The organism is Streptomyces sp. NPDC057010 (assembly GCF_042673805.1).
Taxonomy (GTDB): Bacteria; Actinomycetota; Actinomycetes; order Streptomycetales; family Streptomycetaceae; genus Streptomyces.
Map to the genome: position 1 here is coordinate 127,002 of NZ_JBHUSC010000004.1, position 19,037 is coordinate 146,038.

Annotated in this window: 6 protein-coding genes; all 6 read left to right on the plus strand. The window is 74.0% G+C overall.

From position 1 onward, the window contains the following. Positions 1-63 precede the first annotated feature (63 nt). From ACFTXQ_RS06535 to ACFTXQ_RS06560, 6 genes are read left to right on the plus strand one after another with little or no spacing between them, the layout of a single operon-like run. On the plus strand, positions 64-2,655 hold the full coding sequence (locus ACFTXQ_RS06535; RefSeq protein WP_382636466.1) for a hypothetical protein: 2,592 nt from the start codon (positions 64-66) through the stop codon (positions 2,653-2,655). Next, positions 2,652-7,325: a DUF6603 domain-containing protein gene (locus ACFTXQ_RS06540; protein WP_382636468.1), complete on the plus strand. Its 4,674-nt coding sequence runs from the start codon at positions 2,652-2,654 to the stop codon at positions 7,323-7,325. The genes ACFTXQ_RS06535 and ACFTXQ_RS06540 overlap by 4 nt, the downstream gene beginning before the upstream one ends. A gap of 52 nt (positions 7,326-7,377) precedes the next feature. Next, positions 7,378-8,574, plus strand: a complete 1,197-nt coding sequence (locus ACFTXQ_RS06545) for a Kelch repeat-containing protein (RefSeq protein WP_382636470.1) — start codon at positions 7,378-7,380, stop codon at positions 8,572-8,574. Continuing rightward, the gene (locus ACFTXQ_RS06550; RefSeq protein ID WP_382636472.1) at positions 8,571-11,840 is read left to right on the plus strand and encodes a hypothetical protein; all 3,270 of its coding nucleotides are present in this window, start codon (positions 8,571-8,573) and stop codon (positions 11,838-11,840) included. Before ACFTXQ_RS06545 ends, ACFTXQ_RS06550 begins: the two co-directional genes overlap by 4 nt. After that, positions 11,833-17,088, plus strand: coding sequence for a hypothetical protein (locus ACFTXQ_RS06555; protein ID WP_382636473.1), 5,256 nt, complete (start codon positions 11,833-11,835; stop codon positions 17,086-17,088). Before ACFTXQ_RS06550 ends, ACFTXQ_RS06555 begins: the two co-directional genes overlap by 8 nt. Continuing rightward, entirely contained in the window at positions 17,081-18,967 is a 1,887-nt protein-coding gene (locus tag ACFTXQ_RS06560; protein ID WP_382636475.1) for a hypothetical protein, read from the plus strand. The genes ACFTXQ_RS06555 and ACFTXQ_RS06560 overlap by 8 nt, the downstream gene beginning before the upstream one ends. Positions 18,968-19,037 lie beyond the last annotated feature (70 nt).

Sequence of the window (19,037 nt, forward strand, 5' to 3'; positions counted from 1 at the left end):
GCCCTTTCGGGCTCCTGAATGATCAGTGGGGGAGTCGCGGGACGAGGGGCTGCGAGGGCCGACATGGCGGGTGAGCTGGACGATCTGGTGCTGCTTCCGCACTGCGATCTGCATGTCGCGCTCACCGGGACACCTCCCCTCACCTTGCGCGTGTTCCGGCGCACCGAGAAGCCCGGGGTCGTCGAGCCGTACACCCTCACCGAAGTGCGTCCCGCGGACTGCACGTACGCGTTCATGGCGCCGTACCGGGCCACCGGCAACCGGTTCGACGGAATTCCGACCGTCGACGGCAACGGCGTGGTGCACCCCGACGAAATCGGCGTGTACCTCTTCCAAGTCGGCGTGGGTGACCGGTACCTGGTCGGCCGGCTCCAGGTGCACCAGCGGCTGGAGAACTGGTGGTTCGGGAACAGCACCCTCACCACCGCCCTCGACCCCGTGATCGGCCACGCGCTGCCCACCATCTACGCCCGGTTCAGCGACGACGACAACGCCACCGACCTCATCGGGGACATCAGCGGGCACGGCTACGTGACGCTGACCTCGGAGGACCCCCAGCGCGTGGTGATCACCGACCGCGGATGGCTGCGCGGGCTGGTCGAGACCCCGCAGGTACCGCCGGGGGAGACCCCCGACTTCGTCAACATCACCGGAACCCTCGGGACGAAGCCCCCGCGGGTACTGCCCGTCGGAGTCGCCGACTACCGCAAGGAACGCCGCATCCTGGCCGACCACCAGCTGTGGAACCTCTCCGAACTCGACGACATGCAGAACGTCCTGATCCTCGCCGAGGGGTTCGAGGGGAGCGACGCCGACCGGGCCGTCTTCTCCAAGGCCGCCGAGACCATCACCTCCGAACTCTTCAGCCGGCGCCGCCACGAGCCCTACGGCACCCTCAAGGAGCGGTTCAACGTCTTCAGCGCCTTCGAGGAGTCCTTCGAGCGGGGCATCACCTGCGGGAACCGGGTCACCGACACCACCCTGGAACCGGTGCTGCCGAGCGGCACCCTGATCCCGTACGAGAACCCGGTCGAGGCGATCCCGCCCGGTGTCCCGCTCGACCGGCGGCCCTACGCCATGTCCGAGCTGGTCAAGAGGGTCGGGCTGCCACCCCGGGTGGACATCCGGCCCGACCTGGTACAGGTCTGGAAGGACCAGGGGCTGGACGACTTCAACCCCGCACGGGTGAACGCCAAACTGCTCAAGGCGTACCGGACCCACCGCTCCCTCGGCATCCTCCAGGCCCGGGACAGCTTCTTCGGCCTCATGGCCGGCCAGCGGCCCGCGGACCGCACCATGGGCCAGGGCAAGCCGGTGCGCAAGCCCGCCAAGGACGCGGCGAACGACCCCGACTTGAAGCCGTTCGTCAAGCGCGTCTACGAGTTCTACGACACCGGATCCACCGGACTGCTCCGGTTCGACCCGCGCCGGCACCCCCCGGAGCTCCACGCACCGGGTCGGGTGAATCCGCTCAACTCCCTGTTCACCTACGCCAAGGCCCTCGGCTACATCAACCCGTACTCCCACGTCCACCGCCACATCGGCCAGGTATGGGCGCTGGAGACCCCGGGCCTGCGGCGGAGTCGGGGACTGATCGCCGTCGTCCTCTACGACCACGTGGGCCGCGGGGTCAACAGCGCCCGTTCCATCACCCTCAACCCGCTCCGCCAGGCCACCAGGCTCGTCTTCACGTACGACGTCACCTCCCCTGTGGACCCCGCCCTCATGCTCCGCGCGATCCCCGCTCCGGACCCCGACACCATCGAGCTCGGCGAGGTCGTCGACGTGGTCGCGCACGAGTTCGGGCACACCTTCAACCTGGGGGACGAGTACGAGGCGAATCCGGCGGACGGCAGGGGAGACGACGCCGGCGATCTGGTCTCGGACAACCTCACCCGCCTCGGCCACGTCCGCCTGCACCCGGCCCCCCGGCGGGAGATCAACATGGCCAACGTCAAATGGCTCGACCTGCCCCGCATGCAGCACTCCTCGCGGCTGGTCCGGGACAGCGCGACGTCCGGCAGCCCGCCCGGGATCACCATCGCCGTCGACCCCGACCAGCTCGACGTCTGGCGCGCCGTCCAGAAAGCCGGGCCAGGCCGCAACAAAGTGTCCCTGCGACAGTTCAAACTCCTGGAGTCCGGCGAGCAGCTCCCCCTGGGCGGAGTGCTGCTGGAGGGGCTGGAGATCGCCCCGATCGCCGACGGCACCGGCACCCTGGTCCTGACCGGCCCGAACCTGCCGAGCACGGTGTTCGGCACCGGCTCCGTGCTCTACGTTCCGCTCAGGGACGGCGCGGGCACCCCCCTCACCGTGGTGGACCGCCGCGTCATGGCCTTCCTGCGGCAGAACCCGAACCCGCTCAACAGCGATCCCGACCACAAGATCCCGAGGGACCGGCCCGACACTCCGCACCCCGTCCCCGGCCTCGCCCCGCACGAACTCCGCCGGACCCTGATCGGCATCTTCGAAGGCGGACGCTACTACGCAGGAGCCCACTACCGGCCCGCCGGAGCGTGCAAGATGCGCAACGGCGGCGGCACCGGAGACGCCGGGTCCTTCTGCTTCGTCTGCATGTGGCTGATCGTCAACCGGGTCGACCCGAGCCATCACGCCGCCATCAGCAGCAGGTTCTACCCCGGGCGGCGCCGATGAGCAGGCCGGGCACCTTCGAGACGTTCCTCGCCGAGATCGGCCTCGCGCTGGTCCCGCTGCGTTCCGCGCTCGTCTCGCCCGAGACCTGCGCCGGGCTCCTGCGGGAACTCGGCTGGTACGCGCCCGAGGTCCCGCAGCCGCTGGCCGCGCTGCGCGCCGGCGTGGACACCCTCGCCGAGACCCTGCGCGGGCTGGTCGACGGAGGCTTCGGCGCCGACGACGTCCCCCGGGTCCTCGGCGCGCTCCAGGCACTGGTCGGCGGGATCAGGGCCATCGCCACGGCCCCCGACGAGGCGGTCCCGGAACATCTGCGCGCGGACGGCTTCCGGGAACACTTCCCGAAGCAGCTCGTCGACCACCTGGTGATCGGCCACCTCCAGCGCCACCGTCCGGCCCTCGGGTTCGCCCTGCGCGCCCTCGGCGTGGTCAAGTCCCGCTACGTGCCCCCGGCCGGGAACCGCCCCGGCCACCACCACCACTCCCTCGACCTGACCGACCTGCCCCGGGTGCTCACCGATCCGGCCGCCGTCCTGAAGGACGCCCACGGCTGGGGCGGTCCCGGCTTCGGCTACGCGCGGTTCACCGACCAGCTCGACAGCCTGCTGCTCTCCCTCGGCGCGCACACCGCCCGCGACTACGCCGACGACTGGACCGTCCAGTCCGTGCACGGCACCGAACGACCGGCCGCCGAGCCACCGGTGCCCGTCGTACGCGCCGTCCTGCTGGAGCAGCCCGACGAGAGCGGGCAGGACAGCCACACCGCCGAGATCCGGTTGCTGGAGCTGCCGCCCGACGGCGGCGGCCCCGGCGGTCTGGCCCTGCTCCCCTCGTACGCGGGCCGGCTCGGCGTACGGATCCCGCTCGGCGACGACCTCGCGCTGACCGTCCGCACCGAACTCGACCTCCAGGGCGGGGTGGCCCTGCGGTTCCGGCCGGGCCGGCCGATCGAGACCGTGGCCGGGTTCGAAGCCGGGGACGGCACGCCGGTACGGCTCGACGGTGCCGTCGAGGCCGTCGTGGAACGCGCGCGGGCCGACGGCGACCCCGTCCTCCTGGTCGGATCGGCCGACGGCACCCGCCTGCAGTTCCGCGGCCTCGCCGGCGGCGGCGGAGTACGCCTGGACTCCGGCGGCACCGACGTCTACGCGGAATTCCGGCTGAACGGACTGGAGTTCGTCCTCAGCCCGGGCGACGCCGACGGGTTCGTCGCGACCGTCCTGCCCCGTGAGGGATTCACCCTCGGCGCCGACCTCACCCTCGCGGTCTCCCACCGCGATGGATTCTCCTTCCGCGGCAACGCCGCCCTGGAGATCCGGATCCCGACCCGGCTGGAGCTCGGCCCTGTCCGGATCCAGGCCCTCAGCATCTCCGCCACCCCCTCCGGCGACGCTCTCCCGGTGGCGCTCGGCGCGACCTTCCGGGCCGCGCTCGGGCCGGTCCAGGCGGTGGTCGAGGACATCGGCCTCACCGCCCGGCTGGCGTTCCGGCCGGACAACGACGGCAACCTCGGCCCGGTCGAAGTCGGCCTCGGGTTCAAGCCGCCCAAGGGCGCCGGACTCTCGGTGGACGCGGGCATCGTCAAGGGCGGCGGCTACCTGTCCTTCGACCCGGACCGCGGCGAGTACGCGGGCGCCCTGGAACTCGACTTCGCCGGGATCGTCGCCCTCAAGGCCGTCGGACTCATCAGTACCCGGATGCCGGACGGCAGCCGCGGCTTCTCCCTGCTGATGGTCATCGCCGCCGAATTCGGCGGTGGCGGCATCCAGCTCGGCTTCGGGTTCTCGCTGCTCGCCGTGGGCGGACTGATCGGCCTCAACCGCGGCATGGACCTCCAGGCGCTCGTCGCCGGCATCCGCTCCGGCGCCATCGAATCGGTGATGTTCCCCAAGGACGTCGTCGCCAACGCACCACGGATCCTCAGCGATCTGCGCGCCTTCTTCCCTCCCGAAGACGGCACCTTCCTCGTCGGACCGATGGCGAAGATCGGCTGGGGCACCCCCGCGCTGCTGCGGATCTCGCTCGGCATCGTCATCGAGGTCCCGCCCGGCAACATCGCCGTACTCGGGGTGCTCAGCTGCATCCTGCCGAGCGAGCAGCTTCCCCTGGTGGTCATCCAGGTCCAGTTCGTCGGCGCCCTCGAGGTCGACAAGTCCCGGCTGTGGTTCTACGCCGAGCTCTTCGACTCCCGCATCATCGGCCTCACCATCCACGGCGGGATGGGGCTGCTCGTCTCCTGGGGAGACGACCCCCAACTCGTGCTCAGCGTCGGCGGCTTCCACCCCTCCTTCCGCGCACCGGAGCTGCCCTTCCCGGTCCCCGAGCGGATCTCGGTGGACATCCTCAACCGGCCGGGCCAGCTGATCCGGGTCTCGGGCTACTTCGCCGTCACCAGCAACACCGTCCAGTTCGGCGCCCGGGCCGAACTCAGGCTCGGCTTCGACGACTTCGGCATCGAGGGCGGCCTCTCCTTCGACGCCCTGTTCCGGTTCTCACCGTTCGCCTTCGTCATCTCCATCTCCGCCCACGTCTCCCTCAAGGCCTTCGGAGTCGGCCTGTTCGGCATCTCGCTCGACTTCACCCTGGAAGGCCCCACGCCTTTCCGGGCCCGCGGCCGCGGCTCCATCTCCCTGCTGTTCTTCGAGATCTCCGCCGACTTCGACATCGAATGGGGCGAGTCCCACCACACCACCCTGCCGCCCGTCGAGGTCCTCGCCCTGCTGGAGAACGAGGTCCGCCGCACCGAGGGCTGGACCACCCGGCTCCCGGACGGCGGCACCCGTACCCTCGTCACCCTGCGGGACCTGACCGCCGCCGACGGCCTCGTCCTGCACCCGCGCGGCACCCTGTTCGTGGCCCAGCGGGTCGTACCGCTCGACGTACGCGTGGACAAGGTCGGAGCCCAGCAGGCGAGCGACGGACAGCGGTTCCTCATCGAACCGGACCCGGCCGGCAAACTCGTCAAGCTCTCCGACACCGGCGAGAAGTTCCCCATGGCCCAGTTCCAGGACATGGACGACGCCGCGAAACTCTCCCGGCCCGCCTACGAGGAGCAGGACGCCGGAGTCGAACTCGCCGCGGTCGAAGGCGTGCTGGCCGCGCCCCGGGTCGTGCGGCGCAGCGCCCGCTACGAGGCGATCGTCGTCGACCGGAAGGCGCGGGAGGTCAAACAGCCCGTGCCCGGGGCCCCCTCCGTGCGGGCGGTGGCCGACGAGCCCGCGCCGCCGCCGGCGCGCAAGCTCGTCAGCGTCAGCCCCGCCGTCTTCGGCCGGCTGCTCGAAGGCAGCAGCACGAGCCGCTCGCCGCTCTCCCGTACCGACGCACGCCGCCGCCGGCCGCTGCCGGAGGAGCAGACCGTCCGGGCGGCGGGACAGCGGTACGTGGTGGCGCACACCCGCAACAACGCCCAGGCCTTCCCGCCCCAGCTCCCGGGCGCCCCGCTGCCGCCCGCCGCCGACTTCCGCAGCCCCGCCGCCGCGGACGACGCGCTCGCCCGGTGGACCGACTCCGATCCCCGCCTGGCCGGCAGGCTGCACGTCATCCCGGTCTCGGACGCCCGGGAGCGGCCACGCACCCCGGGGACCTGGACGGCGGCGGCCACGCCCGCGCCCGCCGCGGTCTTCGGCGCCGAGCCGGTCCTGCTGGCCGGCGGGGCGGTGCTGCTCGCCGGGGGCGCCGACGCCACCGGGGCGCCGGTGGCCGCGACCGGCCTGTTCGACCCGGTGACCACCGTCTGGACCGCCGCCCCGCCGCTGCTCACCGCCCGCCGCGGCCACTCCGCGACCCGGCTCGCCGACGGCCGGGTGCTGGTCGCGGGCGGCTCAGGGCCCGCCGGGACCGCCCTGGCCTCCGCCGAGCTCTACGACCCGGTGGCCGGCGGCTGGCGGACCACGAACGGAGCCCCGCTGGCCGGACGCACCGACCATGCGGCCCTCCCGCTGCCCAAGGGCGGGCTGCTGGCCGCCGGAGGCACCCGGGACGGCCGCACGCTGGCCTCGGCCGAGGTCTACGACCCGGTCCGCGACCGGTGGGGGGAGGCGGCGCCCATGACCGACGCCCGGTCCGGCCACCGCATGGTGCCGCTGCCCGGCGGCCGGCTGCTCGTCATCGGCGGCGCCCTGGCCACCGGGGGCGGCCCCGTCGCGCTGGCCTACTGCGAGCGCTACGACCCGGCCACCGACACCTGGACCCCGGCCGCGAGCCTGCGCACCCCCCGGGCCGGACACCAGGCGACCGTCCTGGCCGACGGCCGGATCCTCGTCACCGGCGGCGACCCCGTCCCGCAGCCCGGCAACGGCCGGGTCAGCGGGCTCAGCCAGGCCTCCGCCGAGATCTACGACCCGCACGCCGACACGTGGACAGCCACGGCCGACATGCCGGCCGGGCGGGGCCGGCACCGGGCCGTGCGGCTGCCCACCGGTGAGGTCCTGGTCATGGGCGGAACCAGCGGCCCCACGGCCACCGCCGCCCACCGCAGCGTGCTCCGCTACCACCCGGCCACCGGCCGGTGGACCCCCACCGGACCCCTGGACCGGGGCCGCGCGGACTTCGCCGCCCTCGCCCTGGCCGACGGCCGGGTACTGGCGGCCGGCGGACTGGTCGCCGCCGGGCCCGCCGCCCCCGGCCCGGACGGCGTCGTGACCACCGCAGGCACCGAACTCTTCGTCCCGTGAGGGCGACCCATCCCGTGACCCGACCGAGGGCGACGACGGAGGAACCCACCCCATGACCATCACCACCCCCGCGGCCGCCACCGGGCAGTGGACGCCGCAGGGCGACCTGCCCGAGGCGGCCTGCTGGTACGGGCAGTACGACACCGCCGTGCCGCTGGGCAACGAGAAGAAGCAGGTCCTCGTCGTCGCAGGGGCCGACGGCAGGTCCGCCGCCCTCGCCAAGGCCTGGCTCTTCACCCCGGGCGCCACCCCCTCGACCGCGGGGACGTGGGCTTCCGCCGGCCAGGTCCCCGGCGGCGCCCGCCGCCTGCACACCGCCACCCTGCTCGCCAACGGCGACGTGCTCGTCACCGGCGGCACCGCCGCGCCCGGCCCGTCCCCAGCCCTCAAGTCGACCGCCGTCTACCACCCGAAGACCAACACCTGGACCCCGGGCAAGGACCTGAGCGAGGCCCGCTGGGGCCACGCCGCCGTCCGCACGGCCGACAACAAGGTGCTGGTCTGCGGCGGTTACACGGTCCGCTCGGGGGATTCGGTCCGGGCCCTGGCCTCGGCCGAGGTCTACACCCCGGACGACGGCGGCGGCAGCTGGGCCGCGCTCAAGCCGATGAACGACGCCCGCGGCGGACACACCGCCCTGGCCTTCCCGGACGGCCGGGTCCTGGTCTGCGGCGGCACCGCACCCATCGCCCCCGGCCGGGAGACCGCCCTCGCCTACTGCGAGCTGTACAACCCGTCCACCGCGGCCTGGACCCCCACCGGGAGCCTCACCCGGCCGCGCAGCCTCCACCAGGCGCTGCGCCTGTCCGCGACCACCGCCCTGGTGATCGGCGGCAGCCTGCCCGGGGTGCCCGGAGACGGCACCTATGACCCGTACGCCGTGATCGACGCCGAGCGGTACGACCTGGGCACCCAGAAGTGGACCGCCGGCACACCGGTGCGCGGCGGTCGCGGCCACCACCGGGCGGTGCCCCTGGGCCCGGACCGGGTCCTGGTGATCGGCGGCACCGGCGACACCGAGGACGCGGCCGGCTACCAGAGCGTGCTGATCTACGACACCACCCGCGACAGCTGGGACCCCGCCCCCGGACTGACCGCCGGCCGCTGGGCCTTCGCCGCCGCGGCGCTGTCCGGCACCGAGGTCCTGATCACCGGCGGAACCGTACGCTCCGGCCTGGCCGCCGCCGATCCCCGGGCCGACGACCTCACCCGCGGCACCGAACTCTTCCGCACCGGAGACGGATCGTGACGCCCAACGCGTACTCCTTCCTGCCCTGGCTGCGCACCGGCCTCACCACCCGCATCGGGCAGGAGGGCTTCGCGGCGGAGGGGCCCCGGCCGCGGATCCCGGTCACGCTGCGGCTGACCGGGGAGAGCCCGGACCGTCCGGTGTCGGCGCGCACGGTGACCCAGCAGGTGCAGCTCTACGGCCCCGGGGACGTGGTGGGCGTGGACCCCCGGGCGATCTCCCGCACCGAACCGCAGCCCTCGGTCACCAACGCCGAGCCCAACTTCCTGTGCCACATCGAGTTCTACGAGGAGGACTTCCCCTGGGCCTACAGCCCCGGCGTGCCGGACGACGCGGGCCGGCTGGGCCCGTGGCTCGCCCTGATCGTGCTGGCCACCGCCGCCGACCCGCAGAACGAGACCGGCGGCGAGTTCCGCGAAGGGGGGCCTGCGGAAGGGCCGTTGCCGTACATCGTGGTCACGGACGTGAACGCACTGCCGCCGGCCGATCAACTCGGAGCCTGGGCACACGTCCACGTCAACGGAGACCTCGGCGGGACCGGCAGCGTACTCACCGAGGTGATGGACGGCCCCCTCGACACCCTCGGACACCTGCTGCGCACCAGCCCCGACGACGCCTGCTCGCGGCTGATCTGCCCGCGCAGGCTGAAGCCCCTGACCACCTACCACGCCTTCCTGGTACCGGCCTTCGAATCCGGGCGGCGGGCCGGGCTCGGCCTCGGGCAGGAGGGAGTCGGGGCCACCGACGCGAGCTGGGGGCCGGGCCGGGAGGACACCCGGATGCCCTACTACCACCGCTGGTCCTTCCACACCGGTACGGCGGGCGACTTCGAGTACCTGGTGCGGCTCCTGGAGCCGGCCGAGGCCGACCCCGAGGTGGGCCGCCGCGACATCGACGTCCACAAAAGCCCCGGCCCCGCCCTGCTCGGCATCGACTTCCCGCCGTCGATCGGCGGGGTGCTCAAGCTCGGCGGAGCACTGAAGGCCGTACGCCCGAACGACGACTGGGACAACTGGGACAGCCGGTTCACCGCGGACGAGGGGCACCGGCCGCCCACCGGGCACTACCCGCACGAGTTCCAGGAGGCCTTGGCAGCCCTGGTCAACCTCGCCGACGACTACCCGACGCACACGCCCGCCGAGGCGCACGCCCGACTGGCGGCCGCCATCGGGCCGCCAGCGCTGGAACTGGCCGACGGGGTGGAGCCGGCCGACGGGGTGGACCCGGTGATCACCCCGCCGTTGTACGGGCGCTGGCCGGCCCGTACGTCACGGCTGCTGAGGGCCGCGGACGGCAGTCCGTTGCCGTACCCCAAGAACTGGGTGCACCGGCTCAACCTCGACCCGCGGTTCCGGATCGCCGCGAACTTCGGCACCCAGGTCGTACAGGCCCGGCAGGAGGAGTTCATGGCCGCCGCCTGGGCGCAGGTCGGTGACCTGGTGGACGTCAACCACCGGATCCGCGCCGCCCAGTTGGCCTGCGAGGTCGGGCTCCGGCTCCAGGACCGGCACCTGGGGCCGCCGCCCCCGCCACCCGGCGGCGGACCCGCGGGCCTGCGGGCGGTGCGTGCGACGGCCCGCCCGGTGGGCCGGGCGCTGGCGCTCACCGCACCCGCACACCCCCGCGTCACCGTGCCGCTGGCCCGCCCGGCCGCCGCCGTCGCCGGGCCGGAGGGTCCGACCGAGCAGGTCACGGCCGGGTTCAAGGTGGCCGCCAGCCGGATCGCCGCCGCCCCGGTCTCGGCGGCCATGCGCAGGATCGTCCGGCCCGGCTCCCGGCTGATGCGGACCCTGGACTTCCCCGAGAGCCACCCGCCCGAGGCGCTGCTGCCGCGGATGGACACCGAACCGCAACTGGTCACCGCGGCCCCCGAGAAGACCGTTCCGGCCTCGGTGGTGACCCCGGTCCAGGTGGACCGCGTCATCCGGCCGCAGCCGCTGCCCGACCCGGTGAAGTCCCTGCCGGTGAGCCCCGGTTTCGTCCTGCGCCGCCCCGACGGGACCGTCCCCGTAGCGCCGGCCGCCACGGAAACCGATCCCGCCGAGCCCGTCGACAGTGAGCAGGCCCGGCGGTTCAAGCTGGGCCTGACCGACCTGTACGAGGGCTGGGGTACGGCCACCGCCTCCGCGCGCACGCCGGTTCCCGACCCGCTCGACGTGACGGGCACCGCCGGAGGGGTGCTCGGCGGGCTCGACGCGGCCACGACCGTGCCGCACGCCCTGCTCAGCACGGTGCGGCTCGATGCTCCCCAACTGGCCCCGTTCGCCCAGCGGTTCCTGGAGGTCATGGCCTACCCGGTGATCGACCTGCCGATGTACGAGGCACTGCTGGGCCTGTCGGTCGAATCCTTCGTACCCCACCTCGACCGGGTACCGGTGAACACGGTCACCCTGCTCGACACGGACCAGGAGTTCATCGAGGCGTTCATGGTGGGCCTCAACCACGAGATGGCCCGGGAACTGCTGTGGCGCGAGCACCCCACCGACCAACGGGGCACCCCGTTCCGGCAGTTCTGGGACCCGCGCGTGTCCACCGACGCCGCGGAGGAGAGCGAGGCCGCCCGCCGGGAGCGCCTGTACGACATCCCGCCGATCCACCGGTGGACACCGCAGAGCGAGCTCGGCGCGCACGACCACCGGCAGCCTGACCCGGCCCGGAAACGGGACGAGCTGGTTCTGGTGATCCGCGGCGAACTGCTCAAGAAGTACCCGAACACCGCGGTCTACGCGCACCGCGCGCGCTGGAACCCCAGCAACGAGCATCCCGACCCGAAACGGGAGCGGACCCCGGTGACCCCGCGCGACCCGAACCGTCCCGGCCCCCACGAGATCCTGCTGCCGCGCTACGAGGCCCGCATCGAACCGGACATCACCCTGCTCGGCTTCGACCTGACGGCGCAGGAGGCCAAGGGCGACGCCAAGGACCCCGGCTGGTTCTTCGTCCTCCAGGAACGCCCGGGCGAACCCCGGTTCGGCGCCGACGACGGGAAGCCCGTCGATGTGGAGGTGTGGAACGACCTGACCTGGGAGCACCTGGACCCCGGCGGCCGGCGGGGGTTCATCGCCCTGGACGGCCTCACTCCCGTTGTCGAGCTCCAGGACCTCTCCGACATCAGGTCGGACGAGGAGAAGATCGACCAGCACGGTGAGGACACCGCGCTGCGGTCCTGGAACGCCCGGCTGGATTCCGCCGACGTCGCCTACATGCTGTTCCAGGCCCCGGTCCTGATGGCCGTCCATGCACAGGAGATGCTGCCCCGTGGCTGAGCTCGCCCGCACCCACCCGGTCCTGCTGGGCCCCGTCCGGCTGGAGACCCGGTTCACGGGCACCGAACTGCTGGTGCGGATCTTCCCCGACGAGTGGTCGGTGGACAGCCTCCAGCCGCTGCCGACCCGGGCCGAGCTCGGTGCCGTGACCGCCTACTGGACCGCCGTCTGGCGGGCGGCCGGCGACGCCGAGGGGGAGCGGGCCGCCTGGCAGGAGCTGACCGGGCGGGTGGCGCAGGGCCGGGCCGCCGACCTGATCCGCACCCATGCGCCCGCCAACCCCGCCGACCGGCCGTCGGGGCTCGCAGCGGGCACCACCGTTCTGGTGGTCACCAGCGACCGCGCCCTGCCCGCCGAGGACCGGCAGCCCACCGTGACGTACTGGAGCGCCGTCTGGCGGGCGCACGGTGACCGCCTGCTGCTCCGCGCCGCCGATGCCGCTCTCCTGGCCGCGGTCGGGCCGGCCCGCGCCGCCGCCGTCCGGGCGCGCCCGCCCGCCGGGCTGGAGGGCCCCCGGCTGACCGAGGCGGACGCCGTCGCGGTGGCCTTCCTGGTGGTGCCGCAGCCGCCCGAGTCGGAGGTCGCCGCGCAGTCCTGGACGCGCCCGGCCGAGGCCGTGCTGCTGCCCGACCGGTTCGAGGTGTTCGGCTACCGCGACGGCCGGCTGGTCTGCCGGGCCACCGGCGCCGCCGTCACGGGCCCTCTCCCCGTCGGCCCGGACCCGGGCACCGCGCGCGATGAGCAGCTGAAGGTGGACGAGGAAACCGGCACCCTGCGGGTGCCGCCCGCCCTCGCCTGGCTGACCGACTTCGACGCGGCGGTCGCCGCAGGGATGGCCGTCCGCATCCCACTGGACGCCACGCTCCGGCAAGGACTGCACCGGCTGGTGGTCCTCGGCCTGCGTACCGGGGCCACGGCCGAGAAGTCCGCCGAGCAGCTGGCCGAGCTGATCGGCCACCAGGTCCGCAGCCCCGCCGGATTCGCACTCCTTCCTCAGGGCACCCCCACCAACAACAGCGAACAGGCCCCGGCAGGGCCGGACCCCCGCCGGGAGGCGGAGGCCGTGCGCCGGACGGCCCACGGCTTCACCGCCGCCGCGGCGCCCGGCGACCGGACGGCGAAGACCGACGGCCAGTGGCTCGCCGAACTCCTCGGCATCGAACCCGCCACCCTGGCCGGCGTCCCGCACGCCGACCACACCGACCTGCGCGAGGCCCGCGCCGCCAACACCGCCCTGTGGCCCGCCACCTGGGGCAACCACCTGCGCACCACCCTCCACCCGCTGCTGCCCGAGGAGGCGGTGGCGCGGACCCGCGACTTCTTCCTGCGCAACGTCTCCGGCCGCGGCCCGCTGCCGGTGGTCCGGATCGGCCGGCAGCCGTACGGGATCCTCGTCACCACCGCCTTCGGACAGCTGACCTGGCCGGCCGCGGACACCCACCGGGCCGGGCTGCACCGGGTGCTCACCGAGGCGGCCGCGGACTGGGAGAAGGCCACCGCGAGGGTGGCGCGGCTCGGCACCGCCGACCGTGACACGCACCGCCAGCTGCTGGACATCCTCGCCCTCCACCCCTCTTCGGCCGAGTTCCACCAGCGGTACGCCCAGTCCGTCGACGACCTGTTCAACCGGGAGAACCTGGGCGGCCAGGGCCACCTCGTCGTCTCCGCCCTGGAAAGCCTGCGCATGGCCGAACCGGTCCGGGCCCTGCTCACCCGGCTCGGGGCCGCCGGCACCGATCCGGACCTGCTCGGCAGGCTCTTCGTGGACGGCCAGCACCCGCTGCTCGGCCCGCTGGTCGACGACCGGCCGCCGTCGGAGACGCGGCCCGTCCGCCCCTACACCACCGCCCCCGCCCGGAACTACCTCCAGTGGCTCGCCGAGCACGCCGGGACCGACCTGGAGGCCCTCCGGCAGGAGACCGGTTTCGAGGACGACGCCCGCCCGGCCGCCCTGCTGTACCTGCTGCTGCGGCACGCCGTCCTACTGGCCTGGGTGGAGGCCGGCCGACGGCTCGCCCTCGCGAAGGGCCTGCCGGCGCCCTCGCCCGCCGACCCGCCGTTCGTCCACATCGCCGACGACCCGGCCCACCCGCAGGTGCGCCTGCCCAGCGAGAGCCGGTACCGCCAGCTCTACGCCCCCGCACCGGACATCACCGGCAACGGCGAACCCCTCCACCTCTTCGTCCCCCGCGCCCTGGCCGCCGGGCACCCCGCCACCGCCGAACTGGGGGAGGTCATCGAGGCGTTGAAGCTGCTCGCACCGCTGCCCACGGCCCGCTTGGAGCGCCTCCTCACCGAGCACCTGGACTGCGCCACCTACCGGTTGGACGCCTGGCGGCTCGGCCAGGCCACCGAGAAGCTCATGGAACTGAGGTACGGACCCGACGGCACCGGCGCCCCGCGGCGAGGCCTGCACCTGGGGGCGTACGGCTGGCTGGAGGACGTCACCCCGCGCACCGAACCGCTCGGCGAGGTACCCGTACCGGAGGAGCTCCGGCCGGTGTTCGGCGCCGCCCTGCCGCACGACCCGCGCAACGGCGGCTGGATCCACGCCCCCTCCCCGGCACAGGCCACGACCGCCGCCGTGCTGCGCGCCGGCTACCTCGCCAACGGCCACCGGGAAGGCACCGGAGCCTTCGCCATCGACCTCGGCTCCCGGCGGGTCCGCACCGCCCTCGCCCTGCTGGACGGGCTCCGGCAGGGCCAGTCGCCCGGCGCGATGCTCGGCCGCATCTTCGAACGCGGCCTGCACGAAGGCCACCCCGGCGTGGAACTCGACCGGTTCATCCCCCTGCTGCGCGGCGCGTTCCCGCTGCGCGCCGGGCGCCTGTCTCCCGCCTCCGCGTCCCCCGACGAGGTCCGGCTGGTGGAGGCCAGGACCGTCGTGGACGGCCTCGAACTGGTCCGCCGCGCCACGCGGGACGGCCAGATCCACTATCCGTACGGCGCCGTGGGACTGCCCGACGCCAGTAGCCCCCAGCGGGCCGCCATGGACGCGGAGCTGCGGAACCTCGTCGCCATCCACGACGCGCTGGCCGACCTGGCCGTGGCCGAAAGCACCCACCAGACGCTGCTCGGCAACCCCGAACGCGCCGCCGCCACCCTCGACGCCTACGCGGGGGAGGGATTCCCGCCGGAGCCGGAGGTGGTCCGCACCCCGCGCAGCGGCACCACCCTCACCCACCGGCTGGCCCTCCACCTCACCCCTGGCCTCGGCCCCGACCACGGCGCCGGCGCGGCCGCCCGCAACAGCCCGCGGGCGCGCGCCGAACCCGCCGTCAACGACTGGCTCACCGGACTGCTCCCGGACCCGCAGGACGTGGCGGTCCTGGTCACCTGGACGGATCCGGTCTCCGCAAGGCCGCGCGAGCGCGTGGTCACCCAGGCGGAACTGGGCCTCCAGCCCATCGAACTGCTGTGGGCGGTCCGGCCTGCGGGCGAGGCCGCGATGACCGACCTCGACGACCGGATCGTCCGCGAGGTGATCGGCTCGGTCACCCCGCCCCGCCCGGACGCCCTGCCGGTCATCCACTACACCCGCCGGGTCCCGGACAAGATCAGCTTCTTCGAACTGTCCCCGCTGATCGGCGCGTTGCGCACCCTCCTGACCACCTCCCGTCCACTGCGCGCCACCGACCTGGTGCCCGGCGCCGGCGTCGCCCCCGTGGACCGCACCGCCGACGAGGCCGTGCTCCTGCGCCGGGAGCGGCCGGCCAAGGTGCTCGAAACGCTCACGGCGCTGGGGACCCGCGCCGAGGGCTTCCGGGACGAACTCGCACCGCTCCTCCCGCCCGGGGCGCCGACGCCGTCCGCCCGCGCCGAACTGCTGCGCCACATCGACGGGTTCCTGGGCGAGTACGCCGACCTCGCCGCCGCGGCCGGCCGGTTCGGACTGCTCCGCAGCGGCTGGGCCGAACTCGCCGTATGGCGACGCGCGGTGTTCACCGACGTGCTCGCGGCCACCGCCCGGACCGCCGCCCGGATGGACCGGGCCCTGCGCGAGGCGGACCTCCTCCTGGCACAGTACGACGGGCTTCCGGCCGGCACCCCGGACGCCGAACGCTACCGCCTGCTCCTGCAGGCCGAACGGCTCCTGACCACCGCACCGGCCGACCCGCCCCCGGACCCGCCCGCCCTCTACCGCGCTCAGCTGTACTCCCGCCGTCAGAAGTTCGCCGACCGGCAGGCCGCCCTCGCCGGGGTGCACGGCACCGTACGCACCACCCTGTCGGGCCTGCTCTTCGAGGTGTCCGCCCTGCTCCCGCTCGACGCCTTCGACCACGAGGGCCTCGACCTCACCCCGTACGGCGACCGGGTCGTGACCCAGGCCCGCGAACTGCTCACCCGAACCATGGACCTGCTGCGCGACATCGGCGAGCGCATCGGCCGCGCCGAGGACGGATTGCGGGCGTACGACGCCGCGGTCACCGGACCCGACCGGGTCCGCGCCGGGCTGGACGCCCTCAAGGCCCTGCTCGGCGAGGACGTGCTCGCCGTACCCGAGTTCACGCCGTCCCAGGCGCTGACCGAGGACTGGCGGGCCGCCCTCCGGGACAGCGACGCGCTGATCGCCCATCTGCGCACGGACCCGCCCGCGCCCCGCAGCTTCCCCGTCGAGGACTGGCTGCACGGCATGGCCCGGATCCGCGACAAACCCCGGCTGTGGGAGAAGACGGTGGTCCTGGCGGACGCGCTGAACGGCTACGGCCGCCTCACCGTCACCCGGGAGGAACCCCGGCTGATCCCCGTGCAGCTGCCCCGCCGCCCCGACGACCACTGGCTCGCCATGGACTTCCCCCGGGACCCCCGACGGCGCCGGCCGCTCGACGAGGACCGTGTCCTGTACACGGCGCACTACGCGGGCCGGACCGCGCAGCCGCTGCCCGGTGCCGCCCCCGGGGCCTGCGGACTCCTCCTCGACGAATGGACGGAGGTGGTCCCGACGGGCCGGGAGACCACGGGGATCGCGGTCCACTACGACGGCCCGGACTCGGAGCCGCCGCAGGCCATGCTGCTCGTCACACCGCCCGGTACGGACGGCGCCTGGACCACCGAGGACCTCCTCGCCGCGATCACGGACACCTTCGACCTGGCCCGAACCCGCGCCGTGGAGCCCGCGCACCTGGAGGACACCGCGTACGCCCAGCTGCTGCCCGCCACGGTCATGTCCGCGACCCGCAAGCCGATCACCGTCAGCACCGACCTGGCGCTCGGCAACCTCCGCTGGAAGGCGACGGCCCATGACTGAACCGGCCCGGATCGAGTTCCCGCTCGCCCTGGACGAGCGGTACGAACCCACCGTCGGCGTGTGGAACCGGCTGGAAGGGCGGCCCCGTACCGCCGACTTCGCCGCCGCCCTGCGCGCGGAGATCCGCGACCCACTGTGGCTGCTCACCCGCCAGTGGCAGCTCGGCGAGTTCCGCGCCTCGGACGCCGGCTCACCGGTGACCGCCACCTACTCGGTGGCTGCCGCCCCGCCCACCCGGTACCGCCCCCCGACCGGCCCGGTGGAACCGCTGGCCGGCGACCGGCCGTTGGAATCGGTGGCCGAACGCCGGCCGCTGCCCTTCCGGTTCGGCACGGACCCGGTCTCCTTCGACCTGCGCCTGGCGATGGGCCACCGCTGGCTGAAGCTGATCCGCGGCCTGCGGCTGGCCGCGGCCGAGGACTTCCGCGGACAGTACGTCACCCGCTACCCGGTCACGCTGCCCGACCCCGAAGCCCCCGCGGACACCGCACGGGTCGCCCACCCGGAGGTGTGGGCCACCCTCCAGGCCGCCGCGGGCCGCCAGATGGACGGCTACCTGCTCTACCGGTACCTCAAGGACGCGCCCGCCCACCGGGCCTCGGACGGAATCGTCAACGCCGCGCACATCCACTACCCGGAACTGGACGCCCTCGGCCGGGAGTTCACCGCCTGGTTCGACACGCTGATCGACCAGCCGGGCGGGGCCCCGGCCTGGGACCCCGAACGCCTCGAACACCGCTTCAGCGTGGCCGCGTCGACCCCGGAGGGCGAACGGGTCCTGACCGCACCGGAGTACCCGGGCGGCGAACTGGACTGGCACGCCTTCTCGGTGGACGGACAAGGCCCGCTCGGCGGCACCCCGCCCGCCCCCGCACCCGTCCACCGCACGGTGCTCCCCAGCCCGGTCCGCTTCTCCGGGATGCCCCTGCCGCGCTGGTGGGCGGTGGAGGACGGGCGCACGAACTTCGCGGCGGTACGCCCGGACAGCACCGACCTGGCCCGGCTCATCTTCCTGGAGTTCGCCCTCGTCTACAGCAACGACTGGTATCAACTGCCCTGCGACCTGCCGTCCGGCACCCTGGCGTCGATCCGCGGGCTGAGCGTGACCGACGTGTTCGGCACGAAACTGTGGATCACCCCGGCCCCCGCCGACACGGGCGACGAGGACCGGCGCTGGACGATGTTCAGCCTGGACCCGGCGGTGGTCCCCGACGCTCCCCCCGGGGGACGGGCACCGGCGCCACCACCCCTCGACCCGCCGGTCCTGCTGCTCCCGCCCGGCGCGCCCTCCGTCGCGGAGGGACCGGTGCTGGAGGAGGTGCTGCTGGTCCGCGACGAACAGGCCAACCTGGTCTGGGGGTTGGAGCAGACGGTCCGCACGGCGACCGGGGAGCCGCGCCGGGGGAGTGAGATGTCCGCCGAGAGCACGGCCCACCGGCTCCGCCTCCACCACACGCGGGAGCCCGATGGGCCGCCGCGTGCGCCGGTGGCGTACCGGGCGATGAACTCCGTCCCCGAGAACTGGATCCCCTTCATCGCGGTCCACACCGGCGAGGACCACCGCTCGGTACGGCTCCAGCGGGCCGCCATGCCCCACGCCGTCGACGGCGCGCCCGTCCGGCCGCGGACGGAACTGCTGCGCGAGGGCCTGGACGTACCCGCGCAGAGCCGGACGCGCTCGTACTACGTCAACGAGGAGGAGGTCCCGCAGGCGGGTTCGCGGCTGACCGTGGCCTTCAACCGGACCCGCGGCCAGGACGGCCGCGTGACCGTCTGGCTGAGCGCCCGCCGCAACGCCGGCCGCGGCGAAGCCTCCAGCGGCCTGGCCTTCGACCACCTGGTCCCGAGCCCGAAGCCCACCCCGCCACCCCCGTCCTAGCGGCTCCGCCATAGACCGTCCGCCGTTACTCCGAGCTGCTCATGTTCGGCGTGTTCCCGGCGGGCATGGC

Excerpts from the sequence above, each read along its gene's own strand:
- ACFTXQ_RS06535 (WP_382636466.1), top strand. The coding sequence starts at position 64 with ATGGCGGGTGAGCTGGACGATCTGGTGCTGCTTCCGCACTGCGATCTG.
- ACFTXQ_RS06540 (WP_382636468.1), top strand. The coding sequence starts at position 2,652 with ATGAGCAGGCCGGGCACCTTCGAGACGTTCCTCGCCGAGATCGGCCTC.
- ACFTXQ_RS06545 (WP_382636470.1), top strand. The coding sequence starts at position 7,378 with ATGACCATCACCACCCCCGCGGCCGCCACCGGGCAGTGGACGCCGCAG.
- ACFTXQ_RS06560 (WP_382636475.1), top strand. The coding sequence starts at position 17,081 with ATGACTGAACCGGCCCGGATCGAGTTCCCGCTCGCCCTGGACGAGCGG.